The 17,452-nt window shown below is 48.4% G+C and carries 15 protein-coding genes; 7 read left to right on the top strand and 8 right to left on the bottom strand.

What is annotated here, in order from left to right; genetic code table 11:
• Positions 1–64: 64 nt before the first annotated feature.
• Positions 65–1,891: a ribosome-dependent GTPase TypA gene (gene typA, locus LVQ77_RS19955; protein ID WP_064514962.1), complete on the bottom strand. Its 1,827-nt coding sequence runs from the start codon at positions 1,889–1,891 to the stop codon at positions 65–67.
• Positions 1,892–2,234: 343 nt separating this feature from the next.
• On the opposite strand from typA, the gene glnA reads away from it, so the two are divergent.
• From glnA to glnG, 3 genes are all read left to right on the top strand, one after another.
• Entirely contained in the window at positions 2,235–3,644 is a 1,410-nt protein-coding gene (gene glnA / locus LVQ77_RS19950; protein ID WP_151995412.1) for a glutamate--ammonia ligase, read from the top strand.
• 132 nt (positions 3,645–3,776) lie between these two features.
• On the top strand, positions 3,777–4,826 hold the full coding sequence (glnL, locus tag LVQ77_RS19945; RefSeq protein ID WP_232865980.1) for a nitrogen regulation protein NR(II): 1,050 nt from the start codon (positions 3,777–3,779) through the stop codon (positions 4,824–4,826).
• Between the two features lie 8 nt (positions 4,827–4,834).
• A complete protein-coding gene (gene glnG, locus LVQ77_RS19940; RefSeq protein ID WP_232905327.1) occupies positions 4,835–6,244 on the top strand; it encodes a nitrogen regulation protein NR(I) in 1,410 nt (469 codons plus the stop codon).
• 31 nt (positions 6,245–6,275) lie between these two features.
• Here the strand turns inward: glnG and hemN are convergent, their stop codons facing one another.
• Together hemN and yihI are read right to left on the bottom strand one after the other, a co-directional pair.
• On the bottom strand, positions 6,276–7,649 hold the full coding sequence (gene hemN / locus LVQ77_RS19935) for an oxygen-independent coproporphyrinogen III oxidase (protein ID WP_232905326.1): 1,374 nt from the start codon (positions 7,647–7,649) through the stop codon (positions 6,276–6,278).
• A gap of 149 nt (positions 7,650–7,798) precedes the next feature.
• A complete protein-coding gene (gene yihI / locus LVQ77_RS19930; protein WP_232865978.1) occupies positions 7,799–8,320 on the bottom strand; it encodes a Der GTPase-activating protein YihI in 522 nt (173 codons plus the stop codon).
• Positions 8,321–8,906: 586 nt separating this feature from the next.
• On the opposite strand from yihI, the gene yihA reads away from it, so the two are divergent.
• Complete coding sequence (gene yihA / locus LVQ77_RS19925) at positions 8,907–9,563, top strand: ribosome biogenesis GTP-binding protein YihA/YsxC (RefSeq protein WP_193216279.1); 657 nt, start codon at positions 8,907–8,909, stop codon at positions 9,561–9,563.
• Positions 9,564–9,659: 96 nt separating this feature from the next.
• Here the strand turns inward: yihA and spfP are convergent, their stop codons facing one another.
• A complete protein-coding gene (gene spfP / locus LVQ77_RS22520) occupies positions 9,660–9,707 on the bottom strand; it encodes a small protein SpfP (RefSeq protein WP_071892919.1) in 48 nt (15 codons plus the stop codon).
• Positions 9,708–9,860: 153 nt separating this feature from the next.
• Complete coding sequence (gene polA / locus LVQ77_RS19920; RefSeq protein ID WP_232905325.1) at positions 9,861–12,653, bottom strand: DNA polymerase I; 2,793 nt, start codon at positions 12,651–12,653, stop codon at positions 9,861–9,863.
• 445 nt (positions 12,654–13,098) lie between these two features.
• On the opposite strand from polA, the gene yihG reads away from it, so the two are divergent.
• A complete protein-coding gene (gene yihG, locus LVQ77_RS19915) occupies positions 13,099–13,986 on the top strand; it encodes a 1-acylglycerol-3-phosphate O-acyltransferase, YihG family (RefSeq protein ID WP_232905324.1) in 888 nt (295 codons plus the stop codon).
• 31 nt (positions 13,987–14,017) lie between these two features.
• On the opposite strand, the gene dsbA is transcribed toward yihG, so the two are convergent.
• The 3 genes from dsbA to LVQ77_RS19900 form a co-directional block, all read right to left on the bottom strand.
• On the bottom strand, positions 14,018–14,641 hold the full coding sequence (dsbA, locus tag LVQ77_RS19910; RefSeq protein ID WP_034461503.1) for a thiol:disulfide interchange protein DsbA: 624 nt from the start codon (positions 14,639–14,641) through the stop codon (positions 14,018–14,020).
• A 28-nt stretch (positions 14,642–14,669) separates the two neighbouring features.
• Positions 14,670–15,656 carry a serine/threonine protein kinase gene (locus LVQ77_RS19905; protein WP_232905323.1) on the bottom strand — a complete coding sequence of 329 codons (987 nt, stop codon included), beginning with the start codon at positions 15,654–15,656 and terminating at the stop codon, positions 14,670–14,672.
• A gap of 76 nt (positions 15,657–15,732) precedes the next feature.
• Positions 15,733–16,002: a YihD family protein gene (locus LVQ77_RS19900; protein ID WP_034461496.1), complete on the bottom strand. Its 270-nt coding sequence runs from the start codon at positions 16,000–16,002 to the stop codon at positions 15,733–15,735.
• A gap of 72 nt (positions 16,003–16,074) precedes the next feature.
• Here LVQ77_RS19900 and mobA point away from each other — a divergent pair, with 72 nt between their 5' ends.
• Entirely contained in the window at positions 16,075–16,656 is a 582-nt protein-coding gene (gene mobA, locus LVQ77_RS19895; RefSeq protein ID WP_232905322.1) for a molybdenum cofactor guanylyltransferase MobA, read from the top strand.
• On the top strand, positions 16,657–17,160 hold the full coding sequence (mobB, locus tag LVQ77_RS19890) for a molybdopterin-guanine dinucleotide biosynthesis protein MobB (protein ID WP_232905321.1): 504 nt from the start codon (positions 16,657–16,659) through the stop codon (positions 17,158–17,160). It begins immediately after the preceding gene.
• Positions 17,161–17,452 lie beyond the last annotated feature (292 nt).

The following is a 17,452-nucleotide window of genomic DNA, read 5'->3' as shown; positions in this document are numbered from 1 at the left end:
GTTATTAAGCAAAAAAAAGCCCCGCCTAAACAGGCAGGGCTTCAATGCTTTGCAGGAAAGAAACTTACGCTTCTTTGCTACCACGACCCGCACGTTTGCGGTCGTTTTCAGTCAGGTGACGCTTACGAATACGTACGGAAGTCGGAGTAACTTCTACCAGTTCGTCATCATCGATGAATTCCAGAGCTTGCTCCAGAGACATCTTCAGTGCAGGAACCAGAGTTGTTGCTTCGTCAGTACCGGACGCACGCATGTTGGTCAGTTTCTTACCGGTCAGGCAGTTTACAGTCAGGTCGTTAGAACGACTGTGAATACCGATGATCTGGCCTTCGTAAACTTCTGCACCGTGACCCAGGAACAGCTTACCGCGGTCCTGCAGGCTGAACAGCGCAAACGCGACTGCTTTACCCTGGCCATTAGAGATCAGCACGCCGTTCTGGCGCTGGCCGATTTCGCCTGGCTTAACGTCGTCGTAGTGGCTGAATGTGGAGTACAGCAGACCAGTACCAGAAGTCATGGTCATGAACTCAGTACGGAAGCCGATCAGGCCACGTGCTGGGATTAGGTAATCCAGACGGATACGGCCTTTGCCGTCAGGGATCATGTCTTTGACATCGCCCTTACGCTCACCCATCGCCTGCATGACAGAACCCTGGTGCTGTTCTTCGATATCCAGAGTCACGTTTTCGAACGGCTCTTGCATACGACCATCGATCATACGGTTGATTACTTTCGGACGGGACACAGCCAGTTCGAAGCCTTCACGACGCATGTTTTCGATCAACACAGACAGGTGCAGTTCGCCACGACCGGATACACGGAATGCATCCGCATCTTCGGTTTCTTCAACACGCAGTGCAACGTTGTGCACCAGCTCTTTGTTCAGGCGGTCAAGGATCTGACGAGAGGTAACGAATTTACCTTCTTTGCCACAGAACGGAGAGGTGTTGACGTTGAAGAACATAGTAACAGTTGGTTCATCAACAGACAGTGCTGGCAGCGCTTCAACATTTTGCGTATCGCAAAGGGTGTCGGAGATGTTCAGCTCGCCCAGACCGGTAATCGCGATGATGTCGCCGGCTTCAGCTTCGGTGGATTCAATACGCTCCAGACCGAGGTGAGTCAGTACTTTACCGACTTTACCGTTACGAGTTTTACCTTCGCTGTCGATGATAGTGATTTGCTGGTTAGGCTTCACTTTACCGCGTTTGATGCGACCGATGCCGATAACGCCAACGTAGTTGTTGTAATCAAGCTGGGAGATTTGCATCTGGAACGGACCATCAGAGTCAACGGATGGTGCTTTAACGTGGTCAACAATCGCCTGGTACAGCGGGGTCATGTCTTCCGCCATCTCATTGTGATCGTTACCCGCGATACCCATCAATGCTGATGCATAGATGATTGGGAAATCGAGCTGCTCGTCGGTCGCATCAAGGTTAACGAACAGGTCAAATACCTGATCAACAACCCAGTCAGGACGCGCGCCAGGACGGTCAACTTTGTTGATTACAACAATTGGCTTCAAACCGTGGGCAAATGCCTTTTTAGTTACGAAGCGCGTCTGCGGCATTGGGCCATCCATTGCGTCAACGACCAGCAGAACGGAGTCTACCATGGACATTACACGTTCAACTTCACCACCGAAGTCGGCGTGCCCAGGGGTATCAACGATGTTGATACGGTAGTCATTCCATTTGATAGCGGTGTTTTTAGCGAGGATGGTAATCCCACGCTCTTTCTCCAAATCGTTGGAGTCCATCACGCGTTCAGTGGCTTCAGCACGTTCGTTACTGAAAGTACCAGATTGCTGCAGCAGCTTATCAACCAGGGTAGTTTTACCATGGTCAACGTGCGCGATGATGGCGATATTACGCAGATTTTCGATCACAACTTTGCCTCAGGCATTAGAAATAGCGCGTTATTGTACACGTATTAATCGAAGGACATAACAGGATCACAAAGAACTTTTACAAACAATGTAAAAAGTAATGGTTTGTGATCGCTTTCACGGAGCAAAAAAGGGAGCCACAACGAAAATTGCACCAATATGGTGCTCAAATCTCAGACTGAAGCACTACATTGGTGCAAACTATCCATCGTGGTGCAGCCCTTTTGCACTATAGTGCGCATGATAGCGCCTTTTTGGGGTAATTTAAAAGTTGGCACAGATTTCGCTTTAATCATTTCAGGGCAACAAGCCAATTCAATGACCAAATCCGGGAGAGTTAAGTATGTCCGCTGAACACGTTTTGACGATGCTGAATGAACACGAAGTGAAGTTTGTTGATCTGCGCTTCACTGACACCAAAGGTAAAGAACAGCACGTCACTATCCCTGCTCATCAGGTTACTGCTGACTTCTTCGAAGAAGGCAAAATGTTTGATGGCTCTTCAATTGGTGGCTGGAAAGGCATCAACGAGTCAGACATGGTTCTAATGCCAGATGCGTCTACTGCTGTCATTGACCCGTTCTTCGCTGATTCTACGCTGATCATTCGTTGCGACATTCTTGAGCCAGGCACCATGCAGGGTTATGACCGCGACCCACGCTCCATTTCCAAGCGCGCTGAAGATTACCTGCGTTCTACTGGCATCGCCGATACCGTACTGTTCGGGCCAGAACCAGAGTTCTTCCTGTTCGACGACGTTCGTTTCGGTAGCTCTATTTCCGGTTCTCACGTTGCTATCGATGATATCGAAGGCGCATGGAACAGCGGCACCAAATACGAAGGCGGCAACAAAGGCCACCGTCCTGCGGTTAAAGGCGGTTACTTCCCAGTTCCACCAGTTGACTCCGCACAAGACCTGCGTTCTGCAATGTGTCTGACTATGGAGCAAATGGGCCTGGTTGTTGAAGCTCACCACCACGAAGTAGCAACTGCTGGTCAGAACGAAGTGGCTACCCGCTTCAACACCATGACTAAAAAAGCAGATGAAATTCAGATCTACAAATATGTGGTTCATAACGTTGCTCATGCTTACGGCAAAACAGCGACCTTTATGCCAAAACCAATGTTTGGCGATAACGGTTCTGGTATGCACTGCCATATGTCCCTGGCTAAGAACGGCGTAAACCTGTTCGCTGGTGACAAATATGCTGGCCTGTCTGAGCAAGCGCTGTACTACATCGGCGGTGTTATCAAACACGCTAAAGCCATCAACGCCCTGGCTAACCCAACTACTAACTCCTACAAGCGTCTGGTCCCAGGTTACGAAGCTCCAGTAATGCTGGCTTACTCTGCAGCTAACCGTTCTGCTTCAATCCGTATCCCAGTTGTTGCGTCTCCGAAAGCACGTCGTATCGAAGTACGCTTCCCGGACCCAGCGGCTAACCCGTACCTGTGCTTCGCAGCACTGCTGATGGCTGGTCTTGATGGTATCAAGAACAAAATCCATCCGGGTGAAGCAATGGACAAAAACCTGTACGACCTGCCGCCAGAAGAAGCGAAAGAGATCCCACAAGTTGCTGGCTCTCTGGAAGAAGCACTGAGCTGCCTGAACGAAGACCGCGAGTTCCTGACTGCGGGCGGCGTGTTCACTGATGAAGCTATCGATGCTTATATCGCGCTGCGTATGGAAGAAAACGACCGTGTGCGTATGACTCCGCACCCAGTTGAGTTTGAGCTGTACTACAGCGTTTAACTAAGTAGTCATCTCCAATTTTAGCCCATCGTTGATGGGCTTTTTTATCCACAAATAACCTGTTGCAGCAACGTTTTTTGCCGCCAGGAAACTATAATGCACCATCACAGTGCAATTATCGGAGACTGCTGTATGGCAACCGGCACACTGCCCGATGCTGGGCAGATCCTGAATTCTTTAATCAACAGTATTTTACTGGTCGATGACGAGCTGGCGGTCCATTACGCCAACCCGGCGGCACAGCAACTTTTGGCGCAGAGTTCGCGCAAACTTTACGGCACACCGCTACCAGAACTGTTGAGTTACTTTTCGCTAAATGTTGGCTTAATGCAGGAAAGCCTGACCTCAGGCCAGGGCTTTACCGATAACGAAGTCACACTGGTTATTGATAGCCGCTCTCATATTCTTTCCCTGACTGCACAACGTTTACCAGAAGGTTTCATCCTGATGGAAATGGCGCCGATGGATAACCAACGTCGTTTAAGTCAGGAGCAGCTACAGCAAGCGCAGCAAATTGCCGCTCGTGACTTAGTCCGTGGGCTGGCTCACGAGATTAAAAACCCTCTCGGCGGGTTACGCGGTGCAGCGCAGCTTCTGGCTAAAGCCTTACCGGACCCTTCGCTCACTGAATACACCAAAGTGATTATTGAGCAAGCCGACCGCTTACGTAACCTGGTCGACAGGCTGTTAGGCCCGCAGCAACCAGGCATGCACGTCACAGAAAGTATTCATAAAGTCACCGAACGGGTGATGAAACTGGTGTCGATGGAGTTGCCAGCGAATGTCACTCTGATAAGAGATTACGACCCAAGCTTGCCTGAACTGGCGCACGACCCGGATCAAATTGAACAGATTTTACTGAATATTGTGCGTAACGCGCTTCAGGCGCTGGGCAGTGATGGTGGCGAAATAGTGTTACGTACGCGTACCGCTTTTCAGCTTACTCTGCACGGCACTCGCTATCGCCTGGCTGCACGTATTGATATTGAAGACAACGGTCCGGGTATTCCGGCCCATCTGCAGGACACACTATTCTACCCAATGGTGAGCGGACGTGAAGGCGGGACCGGTTTAGGTCTTTCTATTGCACGCAACTTGATCGATCAGCATTCGGGAAAAATCGAATTTAACAGTTGGCCAGGTCATACCGAGTTTTCGGTTTACCTGCCTATTCGTAAGTAGAGGTCTTTATGCAACGAGGGATAGTTTGGATCGTTGATGACGATAGCTCCATCCGTTGGGTGCTGGAACGCGCACTGACTGGGGCTGGTTTAAGCTGCACAACATTTGAGAGCGGCAGTGAAGTCCTGAATGCTCTTGCAACCAAGACCCCGGATGTTTTGTTATCTGATATTCGCATGCCTGGCATGGACGGTCTGGCGCTGCTCAAGCAGATAAAACAACGCCACCCGATGTTGCCGGTCATCATAATGACGGCTCATTCAGATCTTGAAGCTGCGGTGAGTGCTTATCAGCAAGGCGCTTTCGATTACCTGCCTAAACCTTTTGATATTGATGAAGCGGTCGCACTCGTTGAGCGCGCCATCAGCCACTATCAAGAACAGCAGCAGCCGCGCAATGTGCAAGTTAATGGGCCAACCACCGATATTATCGGTGAAGCGCCTGCCATGCAGGATGTGTTTCGCATTATTGGCCGCCTCTCCCGTTCATCAATAAGTGTGTTGATTAACGGCGAGTCTGGTACCGGTAAAGAGCTGGTCGCACACGCACTACACCGTCACAGCCCGCGTGTGAAATCCCCTTTTATTGCGCTAAACATGGCTGCAATCCCGAAGGATTTGATTGAGTCTGAGCTGTTTGGCCATGAGAAAGGCGCGTTTACCGGCGCTAATCAAATTCGCCAGGGCCGTTTTGAGCAGGCAGACGGCGGCACACTGTTCCTCGATGAAATCGGTGATATGCCGCTGGATGTGCAAACTCGTTTGCTGCGCGTGTTAGCTGATGGGCAGTTTTATCGCGTTGGTGGCTATGCACCGGTAAAAGTTGATGTGCGAATTATTGCCGCGACGCACCAGAACCTTGAGTTGCGCGTGCAGGAAGGGAAATTCCGTGAGGATTTATTCCATCGCCTGAACGTGATTCGTGTTCATTTGCCCCCGCTGCGTGAGCGCCGCGAAGATATTCCTCGTCTGGCTCGCCACTTCTTGCAGGATGCCGCCAAAGAATTGGGTGTGGAAGCCAAACTGCTTCATCCGGAAACGGAAAATGCGTTAACGCGCCTGGCCTGGCCCGGAAACGTGCGCCAACTGGAAAACACCTGTCGCTGGTTAACCGTGATGGCTGCGGGCCAGGAAGTATTGATTCAGGATTTGCCTGCCGAGCTATTCGAGACAACCATTCCCGATAGCCCGGCGCATTCTCAGTCAGACAGTTGGGCAACATTACTGGCGCAATGGGCTGACCGCGCATTACGTTCCGGTCATCAAAACCTGCTTTCTGAAGCGCAGCCAGAAATGGAGCGCACATTGCTAACGACGGCACTGCGTCATACGCAAGGTCACAAGCAGGAAGCGGCTCGTTTACTTGGCTGGGGGCGAAATACCCTGACGCGTAAATTGAAAGAGTTGGGAATGGAGTAACAAAAAGGCGGCTTTCAAGCCGCCTTTAGTTTTATATGACACGGGAAAATTGTTGCAGTCGCGCCTTCTGCCGCAAATAACTATCAAAACACATGCAGATATTACGGATTAGCAGGCGGCCTTTTGGCGTCACCTGAATATGTTTGCCGTCGATATCCACCAGCCCATCGTTGGCCAGCGGTTCGAGTAGCTTCAAATCTTCCGCAAAATACTCTGCAAAGTTCAAATCCCAAAGCTGCTCGATTTCAGCAAATTTAAGCTGGAAGTTGCAGATCAGCGCTTTGATAACATCGCGTCGAATGCAGTCATCGCGGGTTAATGCCAGGCCGCGCCACAGCGCATCGCCCTGGCTATCTACCTGTTGATAATAAGTTTTAAGCTCTTTCTGGTTCTGCGCATAACAGTCGCCAATCATGCTGATGGCAGAAACACCCATCCCCAGTAAGTCTGTATCACCCTGAGTGGTGTAGCCCTGGAAATTACGGTGCAACTTCCCTTCACGCTGCGCAATCGCCAGTTCGTCATCTGGCCGCGCAAAGTGGTCCATGCCAATAAATTGGTATCCGGCATCGGTCAGCGAGCTGATGGTTTCTTGCAGGATATCGAGCTTTTGCTGGGCGCTCGGTAAATCTTCGTCTTTGATTTTGCGCTGCGCGGCAAATAAAGTCGGTAAGTGCGCATAGTTAAAGACACTTAAACGGTGCGGGCTCAGTTCTGCAACACGCTTGAGGGTGAAGGCAAAGCTTTCTGGCGTCTGTTTTGGCAGGCCGTAAATGAGGTCGATATTCGTCGATGTGAAACCGAGTTCACGGGCACGCTGAATCAGCGCGAAGATAAACTCTTCATCCTGCTCACGGTTAACCAGGCGCTGCACTTCTTTGTTGAAGTCCTGCACGCCCATACTCAGACGGGTAAACCCTTCCTGACGCAAATGGTCGAGCACATTGAGTTCAATTTCACGCGGATCGATTTCAATGGAAAGCTCGGCATCTTCATCGAAATGGAAATGAGCCCGTAGAAGCCCCATCAGACGGCTTATCTGCGCTTTACTGAGGTAAGTTGGAGTACCACCGCCCCAATGCAACTGACTGACGTGACGGCCTTTAAAGAGCGGCGCACGGTGGGCTATCTCTTGTTCAAGCGCATCAAGATACTGATCGGCCTTATGAGTCTGACGAGTGACGATTTTATTGCAGCCACAGAAGTAGCAAAGCTTGTGGCAGAACGGGATATGAATATACAACGACAGCGGGCGCTCGGGATAACGAGCAACCGCTTCAAGAAATGCCGCCTCACCGAAGCCTTCTGAGAACTCCAGCGCGGTAGGATAAGAGGTATAACGCGGCCCTGAATAATTATATTTCTGGATCAGGGCCAGATCCCAATCGATTAACTGCTCAGACATACTCACTTCCTCCGGTGATGCCGCATTCGTTGACGGCGCAACGATTTTTGCAATCGCGACAACCGCCGTAGTTTAACGAATAACCACAGCAGATAACACACCAGCGGAATAACCACGATAAGAACAGGTAATCCCATTGAGGTAGACTGTTAGTCAGTGCCTTTGAGAAGACGCATCAAATCATCGCCTTTCTCTTTTTCTTCTTCATCTTCGTCATCTTCATAGGCGATGCCGAGTTCTGCCATCAGCGCATCAATGCGATCAAGCTTAGCGTTAACCCAAGCCTGCTCTTCTGCGTTGAGTGTTTCACCTTCTTCAAGACGCTCTAACAGCGCATCCAGGCGCTCATCGTTCTCCAGCAAATCCAGTTCAGCCTGTGGTGTTAGCATAGGTTTCTCGACTTTAGGTTTGTGCTGTTTAGGTTTTTTGACCTGGACTTCAGTTACACCCAGGGCGATTGGTTTTTTACTGCCAATGCGCGGATCTTTAGCCTGTGTGCTGCCACTTCCACTTTTTTCCTGGGTGCCGCCGGTTGAACGGCTACCCGCTGCATGTCCGCTGCGTTTTTTCTCACGCTTACGGTCACGTGCTTCACGATCGATCTCTTCACGTGTTTTGCGACGTGCTTTTGAAGGTTTAGAGCCAGGTGCTGCTGAGTTTTGTTGCTTCATAATAAATTATCTTGAGCCATTTTTATTCAGTATAGAATTGCGGCGGAATCTAGCAGAAAGCAAGCAAAGAAAAAAGGCGGCAGGTTAACCTGTCGCCTTTTTCTTGTCTCTGGACCTATATAAGGTCACACAATCCCTGTTTGCACTCGACGCCCTGTCTTTCCCTTGCAAACAACTTCCGTGTAAATCCTTGTCCTTTTTAAACGTCTCCAGACGTTGCCTCATGGCATTTCCTTGGTTCTTCGCCATCCTGACGATCCTGAACCCTCATCCTGAGTTGCTATCCTTTGTGGCTATCCTTTGCCTGTGCCGCTTACTTTACTCTTAGCCTTTGATTCTACAAGACGACTATTTGGGTTAAGTCATTAATGTAATCCATCGAAAAACACCTAATACATTGTTATATATGTTCTTTTAATTATACCTGCATCTAACAACACTGCGTTGTCTGTCAATATGAATGGTCAATGTCTTACAAACCTCGGGCGGATTTCTGTAATCCTGTAAGCCTTGCCGAGAAACACGGCGTTTTCCCCATGTTCAGGTATAATCCCCAACAATGCTCATCCTGAGGGAGACAACCGTTTTGAAAAACTGGAATTACCAGCTGACCCACTTCGTGCTTAGCGCACCGGACATTCGCCATTTACCTTCTGATACCGGTATTGAGGTTGCTTTCGCAGGCCGCTCTAACGCAGGGAAATCCAGCGCATTAAATACGCTGACCAACCAGAAAGCCCTGGCGCGTACCAGTAAAACGCCTGGTCGTACGCAGCTCATCAACCTGTTTGAAGTGGCTGAAGGCTTACGTGTGGTGGATTTACCGGGCTATGGCTACGCCGAAGTACCAGAAGAAGTAAAACTGAAATGGCAGCGCGCGCTTGGCGAGTATCTGCAAAAACGTAATAGCCTGAAGGGATTAGTCATCCTGATGGATATTCGTCATCCACTGAAAGACCTTGATCAACAAATGATTAATTGGGCTGTTGCGAGCAACATTCCAGTGATGCTGCTGTTAACCAAGGCTGACAAGCTGGCATCTGGTGCTCGTAAAGCACAGTTAAAGATGGTTCGCGAAGCGGTGGTAGATTTTGGCGGTGATATTCAGGTAGAGGCGTTTTCGTCACTGAAAAAGATCGGTGTCGATGTACTACGTCATAAGCTTGATGGTTGGTATAACGATATCCCACCAGCAACCGAAGAAGATGATGTAGAAGAAGACGACGAAACAGCTGGCGAATAAAAAGAAGCATGGGTTCGCCCGTGCTTTTCCTTATTTTCCTGACTTGCGTGCAATAAAAAACGCCCCAGTCATTACTGACTGGGGCGGCTAAAATATTCAGCCAAATCCGATTACGTGAAGTAAAAGGTCTGAAAGATAGAACATCTTACCTCTGTACCCTACGCAAATAACTCTACTCCTTTTTATTCGGTTGAAAAAGCATTTTTTGTAGTTTTTTTTCACCCTTTACACTCCGATATTGAAGCGTCATCACAAAAAGCTATGAGTTATGTTGCTTAGTTACATAAATCGCTTTATTTAGTGAGCTTCATCCCAATTTACACCACTTCCGACTTCCACCAGCAATGGCACATCTAGCGTCATACTGCCTTCCATCAGTTCGTGGATTTTCTTCGATACCGCTTCCAGATCTTCCTGATGAACTTCAAACACCAGTTCATCGTGTACCTGCATGATCATTTTTACACGTGGCTTTTCTGTTTCCAGCCAGGCATCAACGGCAATCATGGCGCGTTTGATAATGTCTGCAGCGGTCCCCTGCATTGGGGCGTTGATTGCCGCGCGTTCTGCACCGGCACGACGAGCAGCATTGCTGGAATTGATGTCCGGTAAATACAAGCGGCGGCCATCCAGCGTTTCGACATAACCTTTATCCTTCGCCTGCGTCCGGGTACGTTCCATATATTCCAGCACGCCCGGGTAGCGTTCGAAATAGAGATCCATATACTTCTGCGACTCTTTACGTGGAATGTTGAGTTGGCGTGACAAACCAAACGCACTCATACCGTAAATCAGGCCAAAGTTGATGGCCTTAGCGCTGCGGCGCTGTTCGCCTGAAACGCTATCCAACGGCATCCCAAAGACTTCTGCCGCTGTCGCACGGTGAATATCTTTACCTTCCGCAAATGCAGTAAGCAGCCCTTTATCACGGGAAAGATGCGCCATAATGCGCAGTTCGATTTGCGAGTAGTCGGCGGAGACAATCAGATAATCTTTTGGCGCAATAAAGGCCTGGCGAATACGGCGACCTTCTTCATTACGCACCGGAATGTTTTGCAGGTTCGGCTCTGTAGAAGAAAGACGACCGGTCGCCGCGACAGCCTGATGATAAGAGGTATGCACGCGTCCGGTTTTCGGGTTAATCATCAGTGGCAGCTTATCGGTGTAAGTCGATTTCAGTTTTGCCAGGCCACGATGCTCAAGAATAACTTTTGGCAGTGGGTAATCCAGAGCCAGCTCTTCCAGCACTTCTTCAGAAGTCGACGGTGCACCACCAGGCGTTTTCTTCAGCGGCTTAATCCCCTGCTTTTCAAACAGAATAGTTTGCAGCTGCTTTGGAGAAGAGAGGTTAAAGGCTTCGCCCGCGATTTCATGGGCGGTGATTTCCAGCTCCGCCAGGCGTTTGGTGAGTTGCTCAGAATGCGTATGCAGCACGGATGGATCGATTTTCACGCCATTGCGTTCAATCCGCGACAGCACAGGCACTAGTGGCATTTCAATATTTTTAAAGACGCTGAGTGGCCCCTCGCGCTTTTCGAGTTGCGGCCACATCTTCAGGTGCAACTGCAACGTAACATCCGCATCTTCTGCGGCGTAACGCCCGGCCTGTTCCAGATCTATTTGGTTAAAGGTCAGCTGCTTTTTACCCTTGCCGGCAATCTCTTCAAAAGTGATCGTGGTGTGCTTCAACCAGCGAGAAGACAAGCTGTCCATATCATGGCGGCCCGCGACGCTATCAAGAATGTAGGACTCGAGCATGGTATCGAAGGCAATGCCACGTAGTTCGATATCATAGTTTTGCATGATGCCACGGTCATACTTGAGGTTCTGTCCAACTTTAAGAACGCTTTCGTCCTCAAGCAATGGCTTCAGCAGTTCAAGGGCACGCTCACGTGGGATCTGCACCGGAGCACCAATATAGTCATGCGCAACGGGGATGTAGCAGGCAACTCCGGGTTCAGTAGCAAATGAGAGGCCCACCAGGTTCGCACTGACGTTATCTAAACTGTCGGTTTCCGTATCAAAGGCAATAACCGGCGCTTTCTTCAGGCGGGTAATCCACTCTTCAAGCACGCTTTCTTCAAGAATGGTGACGTAGTTGTCATGCGAGAGTGCAATAGCTGGCTCTTCCGGTTCAACTTCAGCTTCAATCTCTACCGTTTTCGTGGATTGTGCCGCAGGTTTTGCACCCTTAGCTTGCATCCACTTGCCTGCTTCAACGTCAGTAATCCAACGTTTAAATTCATATCGTTTGAACAAGTCGAGAAGCTCTTCATCTGCCGGTTGCTGCACTTCTAACTGTTCACAGCCTAACTCAAGCTCCACATCTGTTTTGATGGTGGCTAGTTGATAGGAGAGGTAAGCAAGGTCTTTGCTTTGCTCAAGCTTCGCCGCCATGGTTTTTGCACCACGGAACGTCAATTCTGCGATTTTTTCTGGGTTGGCATATAGCGTATCCAGACCACCTAAACCTTGCAGCAGTGCCTGTGCGGTTTTCTCACCAACTCCTGGCACGCCAGGGATGTTGTCTGAGGAGTCGCCCATCAATGCCAGGAAGTCGATAATCAGCTCTGGAGGTACGCCATATTTGGTACGGACTTCATCCGGTCCAAGAATGGTATTCGTCATGGTATTGATAAGCGTGACGCCCGGCGTAACCAGTTGCGCCATATCTTTATCGCCGGTACTAATCAGCACCGGACGACCAACGCGTTCCGCCTCAAGTGCCAGAGTACCAATCACGTCATCGGCTTCCACGCCTGAAACAGCCAGCAGCGGCAAGCCCATAGCTTTAACCATTGCATGGAGTGGCTCAATTTGAGCTCGTAGATCGTCCGGCATTGGTGGGCGGTGAGATTTGTAATGCTCAAACAGCTCGTCACGGAAGGTTTTGCCTTTAGCATCAAAAACCACTGCTGCGTGGGTCGGTTGATACTGCAACAAGAGACTGCGCAGCATATTCAGCACACCGTACATTGCCCCGGTCGGTTCACCTTTGCTATTGGTCAGCGGTGGAAAGGCGTGATAGGCACGATAGAGATAAGATGAGCCATCAACGAGGATAAGTGGGTTTTGCGCGATCTGAACCATAATGTTCCGTTCCGTGACTGGTTTTAGTTTATGGCTAAAGGATGCCATAGCATGGCTGAAAACATGAACTTTTGAGGAAGATAAGGTGAAAAGTTTTGTTGATCTTCGAGATCGCCCTCAAGATCAATATTGTGGATAAGTTTGTGCATAATTTTTTAAGCAATTGATTGCGTATCTCAATGGAAATCCCACGCTCAATAAATATCTATATTTATCATTGTGTTGAGTTTTAATCATTCTCTCAGGTGACATTTATTGCGTGATCGATAAATGTGGATATAAAAATTAATTATGTTATAGACCGATAATATTAAAAACCCACAGTACCGCGTTTCTTAATCCACTTTATTTGTTTCCTCACTCAAGATTATTTTCTGATAAAATTCACCACCTATTATTCTTCTCCCACCATCTGACACTCTCTAACCATCTGAAAAATTTACTTATGTCGAGATTATTCGCCGCGATAACGTTGATTCTGAGTGTCGCTCTTACCATTCTGGTTACTATAGCCTGCTCGGTACCCATTATTGTCGCTGGCATCATTAAGCTGCTATTACCTGTTCCCGTCATCTGGCGATCAATCTCGGTATTTGCTGATTTTATGATGTACTGCTGGTGCGAAAGTTTAGCTTTCCTACTCAAGCTGAATCCGCATTTGAAATGGGATGTGGAAGGGCTGGACGATCTCAGTAAAAAAAACTGGTACTTACTGATTTGTAATCACCGAAGCTGGGCAGATATCGTCATTTTGTGCGTGCTATTTCGTAAACATATCCCGATGAATAAATACTTTTTAAAGCAGCAACTCGCCTGGGTACCATTCATGGGTCTGGCATGTTGGGCTTTGGATATGCCTTTTATGAAACGTTATTCGCGCGGCTATTTGCTTCGCCACCCAGAACGGCGCGGTAAAGACGTGGAAACAACCCGGCGCTCTTGCGAAAAATTCCGCTCTCATCCAACGACGATTGTGAACTTTGTCGAAGGCTCAAGATTTACTAAAGAGAAGCGTTTACAGACACGATCAGCCTTTCAAAACCTGCTTCCGCCTAAAGCCGCTGGCATCGCAATGGCGCTCAATGTATTAGGGAAACAGTTCGATAAGCTGCTCAATGTAACGCTCTGCTACCCTGAAAATTCGCAAAGTCCGTTCTACGATATGTTAACCGGCAAAATGACCCGGATCGTAGTGAGAGTTTCGCTTGTGCCGATTGCAGAGGATCTGCATGGAGACTATGTTAATGACAAAGGATTTAAACGACGCTTCCAGCAATGGCTGAATGCGGTGTGGCATGAGAAAGACGCTTTACTTACGAGTATCAAACAATAGAAGAAAGCCGGTCAGTGACCGGCTTTTTTAATTACTTTTTCTCGACCAGGAACTTGGCCACATCAGCATACTGCTGGACGAATACGTCCATATTGCTGGTGTCCATTCCTTGTGGATTCAGTTGGTATTTACCATTCACGAAAATAGCCGGGACACCCTGCAATTGCAGATCGGCCGCAGCTTTCTCTTGTTGAGCAACCAAGGATTTCACTACAAAACTGTTCCATGCCGCATCGTACTCTTCTGCTTTCACACCTGCATTAATGAAGACATTACGAATATCAGCAACATTCTGAACTGTTTGAGTTTTCTGAACAGCTTCAAACATTGGAGCGGTGATTTTATCTTCCACGCCCAGTGCCAATGCAACAGCCCATGCCTGAGTCAGATCCTTGCCCAATGGGCCCAGGAACTCAACATGGTATTTAGTCATTTTGGTGCCTTCTGGCAGTTTTTTCTTCACGGTATCAGAAACATGAAGCACTTCTTCAAACTGGTAGCAGTGCGGGCAGTAGAAAGAGAAGAACTCTAAAACCTGTGGCTCACCAGCAACAGGTTTTTCCAGAGTCACGAACTCTTTGCCGTCAGTGAACTGCGCTGCAGACACGCTAAATGCCAGGACCATCCCCGCCAGCGCCAGCCAAATCTTTTTCATCATCAAATCTCTCCTGAATAAATACTGATTAATACATTGGCGTTAATGTTAGTGGTGGTTCACGTAGAACCCGAACCTGCTCTGTAAAAGTCGCAGTTTGTGTTCTCCAGTAATCTTCGTCGGTAAGCCACGGAAAATTTCTGGGGAAGGCAGGGTCATCCCAGCGTCGAATTATCCACGCGAGATAATAAACCATACGCATTGCTCGTAAAGGTTCTATGAGTGCAATTTCGTCTGATTCAAAGGGGGTAAACTCTTCATATGCTTCGACAATCATTTCCAGCTGCATTCTCTGCTCGGTTTTGTCACCATTCAGAAGCATCCAGATATCCTGAATTGCCGGGCCATTACGTGCATCGTCCAGATCGACAAACAATGGGCCATCGCGCCAGAGAATATTCCCCGGATGGCAGTCGCCATGTAATCGTAGTGCCTGAAAATCTTCATGCCAGTGGAGTTTCACTTCCGCGATTAGCGCATCAGTTGCTTTGAGAAAGTTTTTCTTGAGAGCTGCCGGAATCAGATTTGTATGCTCAAACAGTTCACGTGGCTCAAACAAATACTCATTCAAGCCAATATCAGGACGAGCGGAAAATTGCTTACTACGCCCGGTTTGATGAATACGACCAAGGTAACGACCCACCCACTCCATCTGATCAAGGTTATCTGTTTCGTATTGTCGCCCACCTAAACTAGGAAACACTGCGTACATAAAACCTTGGTGGCGTAGCAATGTTTGGCCGTTGAAATGCAATGGCGCCGCGACTGGAACATCGTCTGCTTGCAGCTCAAGGGAAAACTGATGTTCTTCTTCTATTTGTTCTGGGGACCAGCGATGGGGGCGATAAAACTTCACCACATAACGTTTACGATCCTCGTCCTGAAACTGATAGACGCGGTTCTCAAAACTGTTTAATGGCGTCAAGCCGGAATCCACCCGTATACCCTGTTCGAAAAGGGCATCCATGATGGTATCCGGATGTAGTGTTTGAAAATTGAAAGCGCTGTCTGTCATCCAGCCAACCAACTGTAAATGCGAATAGTTGAGGATAACATTTCGCAGCCATTTAGGTGGGCTGGCTTACAAGCTTTTACTCTTTAATTACGCCGCGAGCACGCAGCAATGCTGTCTTAAAATCTTCTTCGTAGTCTTTCTGAATGCCAGGAATAACAGCATCTTTCGAAGAATCGCGCATTTTCAGATGATAGATAAGCACATCATCAGTGAGATCGGTTAATTCACCGGTATAACCTGACTCTTTGCTGAGTTTCTGCAAAAATTGAATCAAGTTGAGATCCGGCTCTTTCTGCCATGCGGGCTGAAGTAGCTCGAGCAGTTCGTTAAGGCGTTTACATTTCATGATTGTGCTCCATTCACATGAGAGATGTCACACGTTAGCAGGCTCAAACCCACATTAAAAGAGGCGATATAGGTGAGATGTTTAACAGAAGTTACTGGTGTGGTGTTGGCCGGTGGAAGAGCAACAAGGATGGGCGGTCAGGATAAGGGGCTCATAAACCTTAATGGCCAACCACTGTTTGAACACGTCATGAGTAAGCTAGTGCCTCAAGTGGGTAATGTGGTGATCAGTGCTAACAGGAATATTGAAATATATCAGTCTGTTGGGGTTAATGTCCTGAGTGATACGCTACCTGATTATCCAGGTCCACTGGCAGGAATCTTGTCTGCAATACAGCATCTGAGTGATGAATGGTTTCTGTTCTGCCCTTGCGATACGCCTAATATCCCGGACGATCTGGCATATAAACTGTGGATGCAAAAAGGTGAATCCAATGCAGTATGGGTGAATGATGGCGAGCGAGATCATCCAACCATTGCACTTATACACCGCAAGTTAGTCATAGATCTTGAGCAATATTTGGCTGCTGGCGAGCGCAGAGTGATGATTTTTCTGCGTGAAGTGGGCGGGAAACCTGTGCTGTTTGCGAATCAGATGCAAAACTTCATCAACGTAAATACACCTGAAGATCTTATGCAATGGGAGAAACAATAGATGCTGCCATTGTTAGCATTTGCAGCTTGTAGTGGGACGGGAAAAACGACGCTGTTGAAGCGGGTGATTCCTTTACTGAACGAACGAGGCATTCGTCCTGGGCTTATTAAGCATACGCATCACGATATGGATGTAGATAAACCGGGGAAAGATAGCTACGAGCTACGCAAAGCTGGAGCGGCACAAACCATCGTCGCCAGCCAAAAACGCTGGGCTCTCATGACTGAAACACCGGACGAAAATGAGTTAGATCTTTACTACCTCGCCAGCCGAATGGATGAGTCATCACTGGATTTGATATTGGTCGAGGGTTTTAAATACGAATCAGTACCCAAGATACTGCTCTATAGAGAGGGCACTTCTCTGAATGCCGGCGATTTAGTGATCGATCCCCATGTCATTGCCATCGCCAGTGATGTAAATCTGAACATATCACTTCCTATCCTGGACATTAATCACCCTGAACAAGTCGCTGATTTCATTATTAACTGGTTGAAAAAATAGAAATTTAAGAAAAAACTGTGAAAAGCAGGCAAGGATTTCATAAATCGCAAACAGCAAAAAGCCCTGCACATCAGTACAGGGCTTGTATTCGTATCATCCTGATACTCACCCCTCCGGGGCCGTCGCAAGCGACGTGCAACATTGCTCCCGACAATGTTGTCCACTTAAGCAAGCACAAAAAAGCCCCATGCTTTCGCATGAGGCTTGTTTGTTTATTTGGAGCCTGGCAGTTCCCTACTCTCGCATGGGGAGACCCCACACTACCATCGGCGCTACGGCGTTTCACTTCTGA

It is taken from the genome of Buttiauxella cochleicola, from assembly GCF_021282435.1.
Classification (GTDB): Bacteria; Pseudomonadota; Gammaproteobacteria; order Enterobacterales; family Enterobacteriaceae; genus Buttiauxella; species Buttiauxella massiliensis.
This window is presented reverse-complemented; position numbering and strand designations above follow the sequence as displayed.

Coding starts and splice junctions, on each gene's coding strand:
- mobB (WP_232905321.1), top strand. CDS start 16,657: ATGCTGCCATTGTTAGCATTTGCAGCTTGTAGTGGGACGGGAAAAACG.
- dsbA (WP_034461503.1), bottom strand. CDS start 14,641: ATGAAAAAGATTTGGCTGGCGCTGGCGGGGATGGTCCTGGCATTTAGC.
- LVQ77_RS19900 (WP_034461496.1), bottom strand. CDS start 16,002: ATGAAATGTAAACGCCTTAACGAACTGCTCGAGCTACTTCAGCCCGCA.
- yihI (WP_232865978.1), bottom strand. CDS start 8,320: ATGAAGCAACAAAACTCAGCAGCACCTGGCTCTAAACCTTCAAAAGCA.
- glnL (WP_232865980.1), top strand. CDS start 3,777: ATGGCAACCGGCACACTGCCCGATGCTGGGCAGATCCTGAATTCTTTA.
- hemN (WP_232905326.1), bottom strand. CDS start 7,649: ATGTCTGAGCAGTTAATCGATTGGGATCTGGCCCTGATCCAGAAATAT.
- yihG (WP_232905324.1), top strand. CDS start 13,099: ATGTCGAGATTATTCGCCGCGATAACGTTGATTCTGAGTGTCGCTCTT.
- polA (WP_232905325.1), bottom strand. CDS start 12,653: ATGGTTCAGATCGCGCAAAACCCACTTATCCTCGTTGATGGCTCATCT.
- LVQ77_RS19905 (WP_232905323.1), bottom strand. CDS start 15,656: ATGACAGACAGCGCTTTCAATTTTCAAACACTACATCCGGATACCATC.
- glnG (WP_232905327.1), top strand. CDS start 4,835: ATGCAACGAGGGATAGTTTGGATCGTTGATGACGATAGCTCCATCCGT.
- glnA (WP_151995412.1), top strand. CDS start 2,235: ATGTCCGCTGAACACGTTTTGACGATGCTGAATGAACACGAAGTGAAG.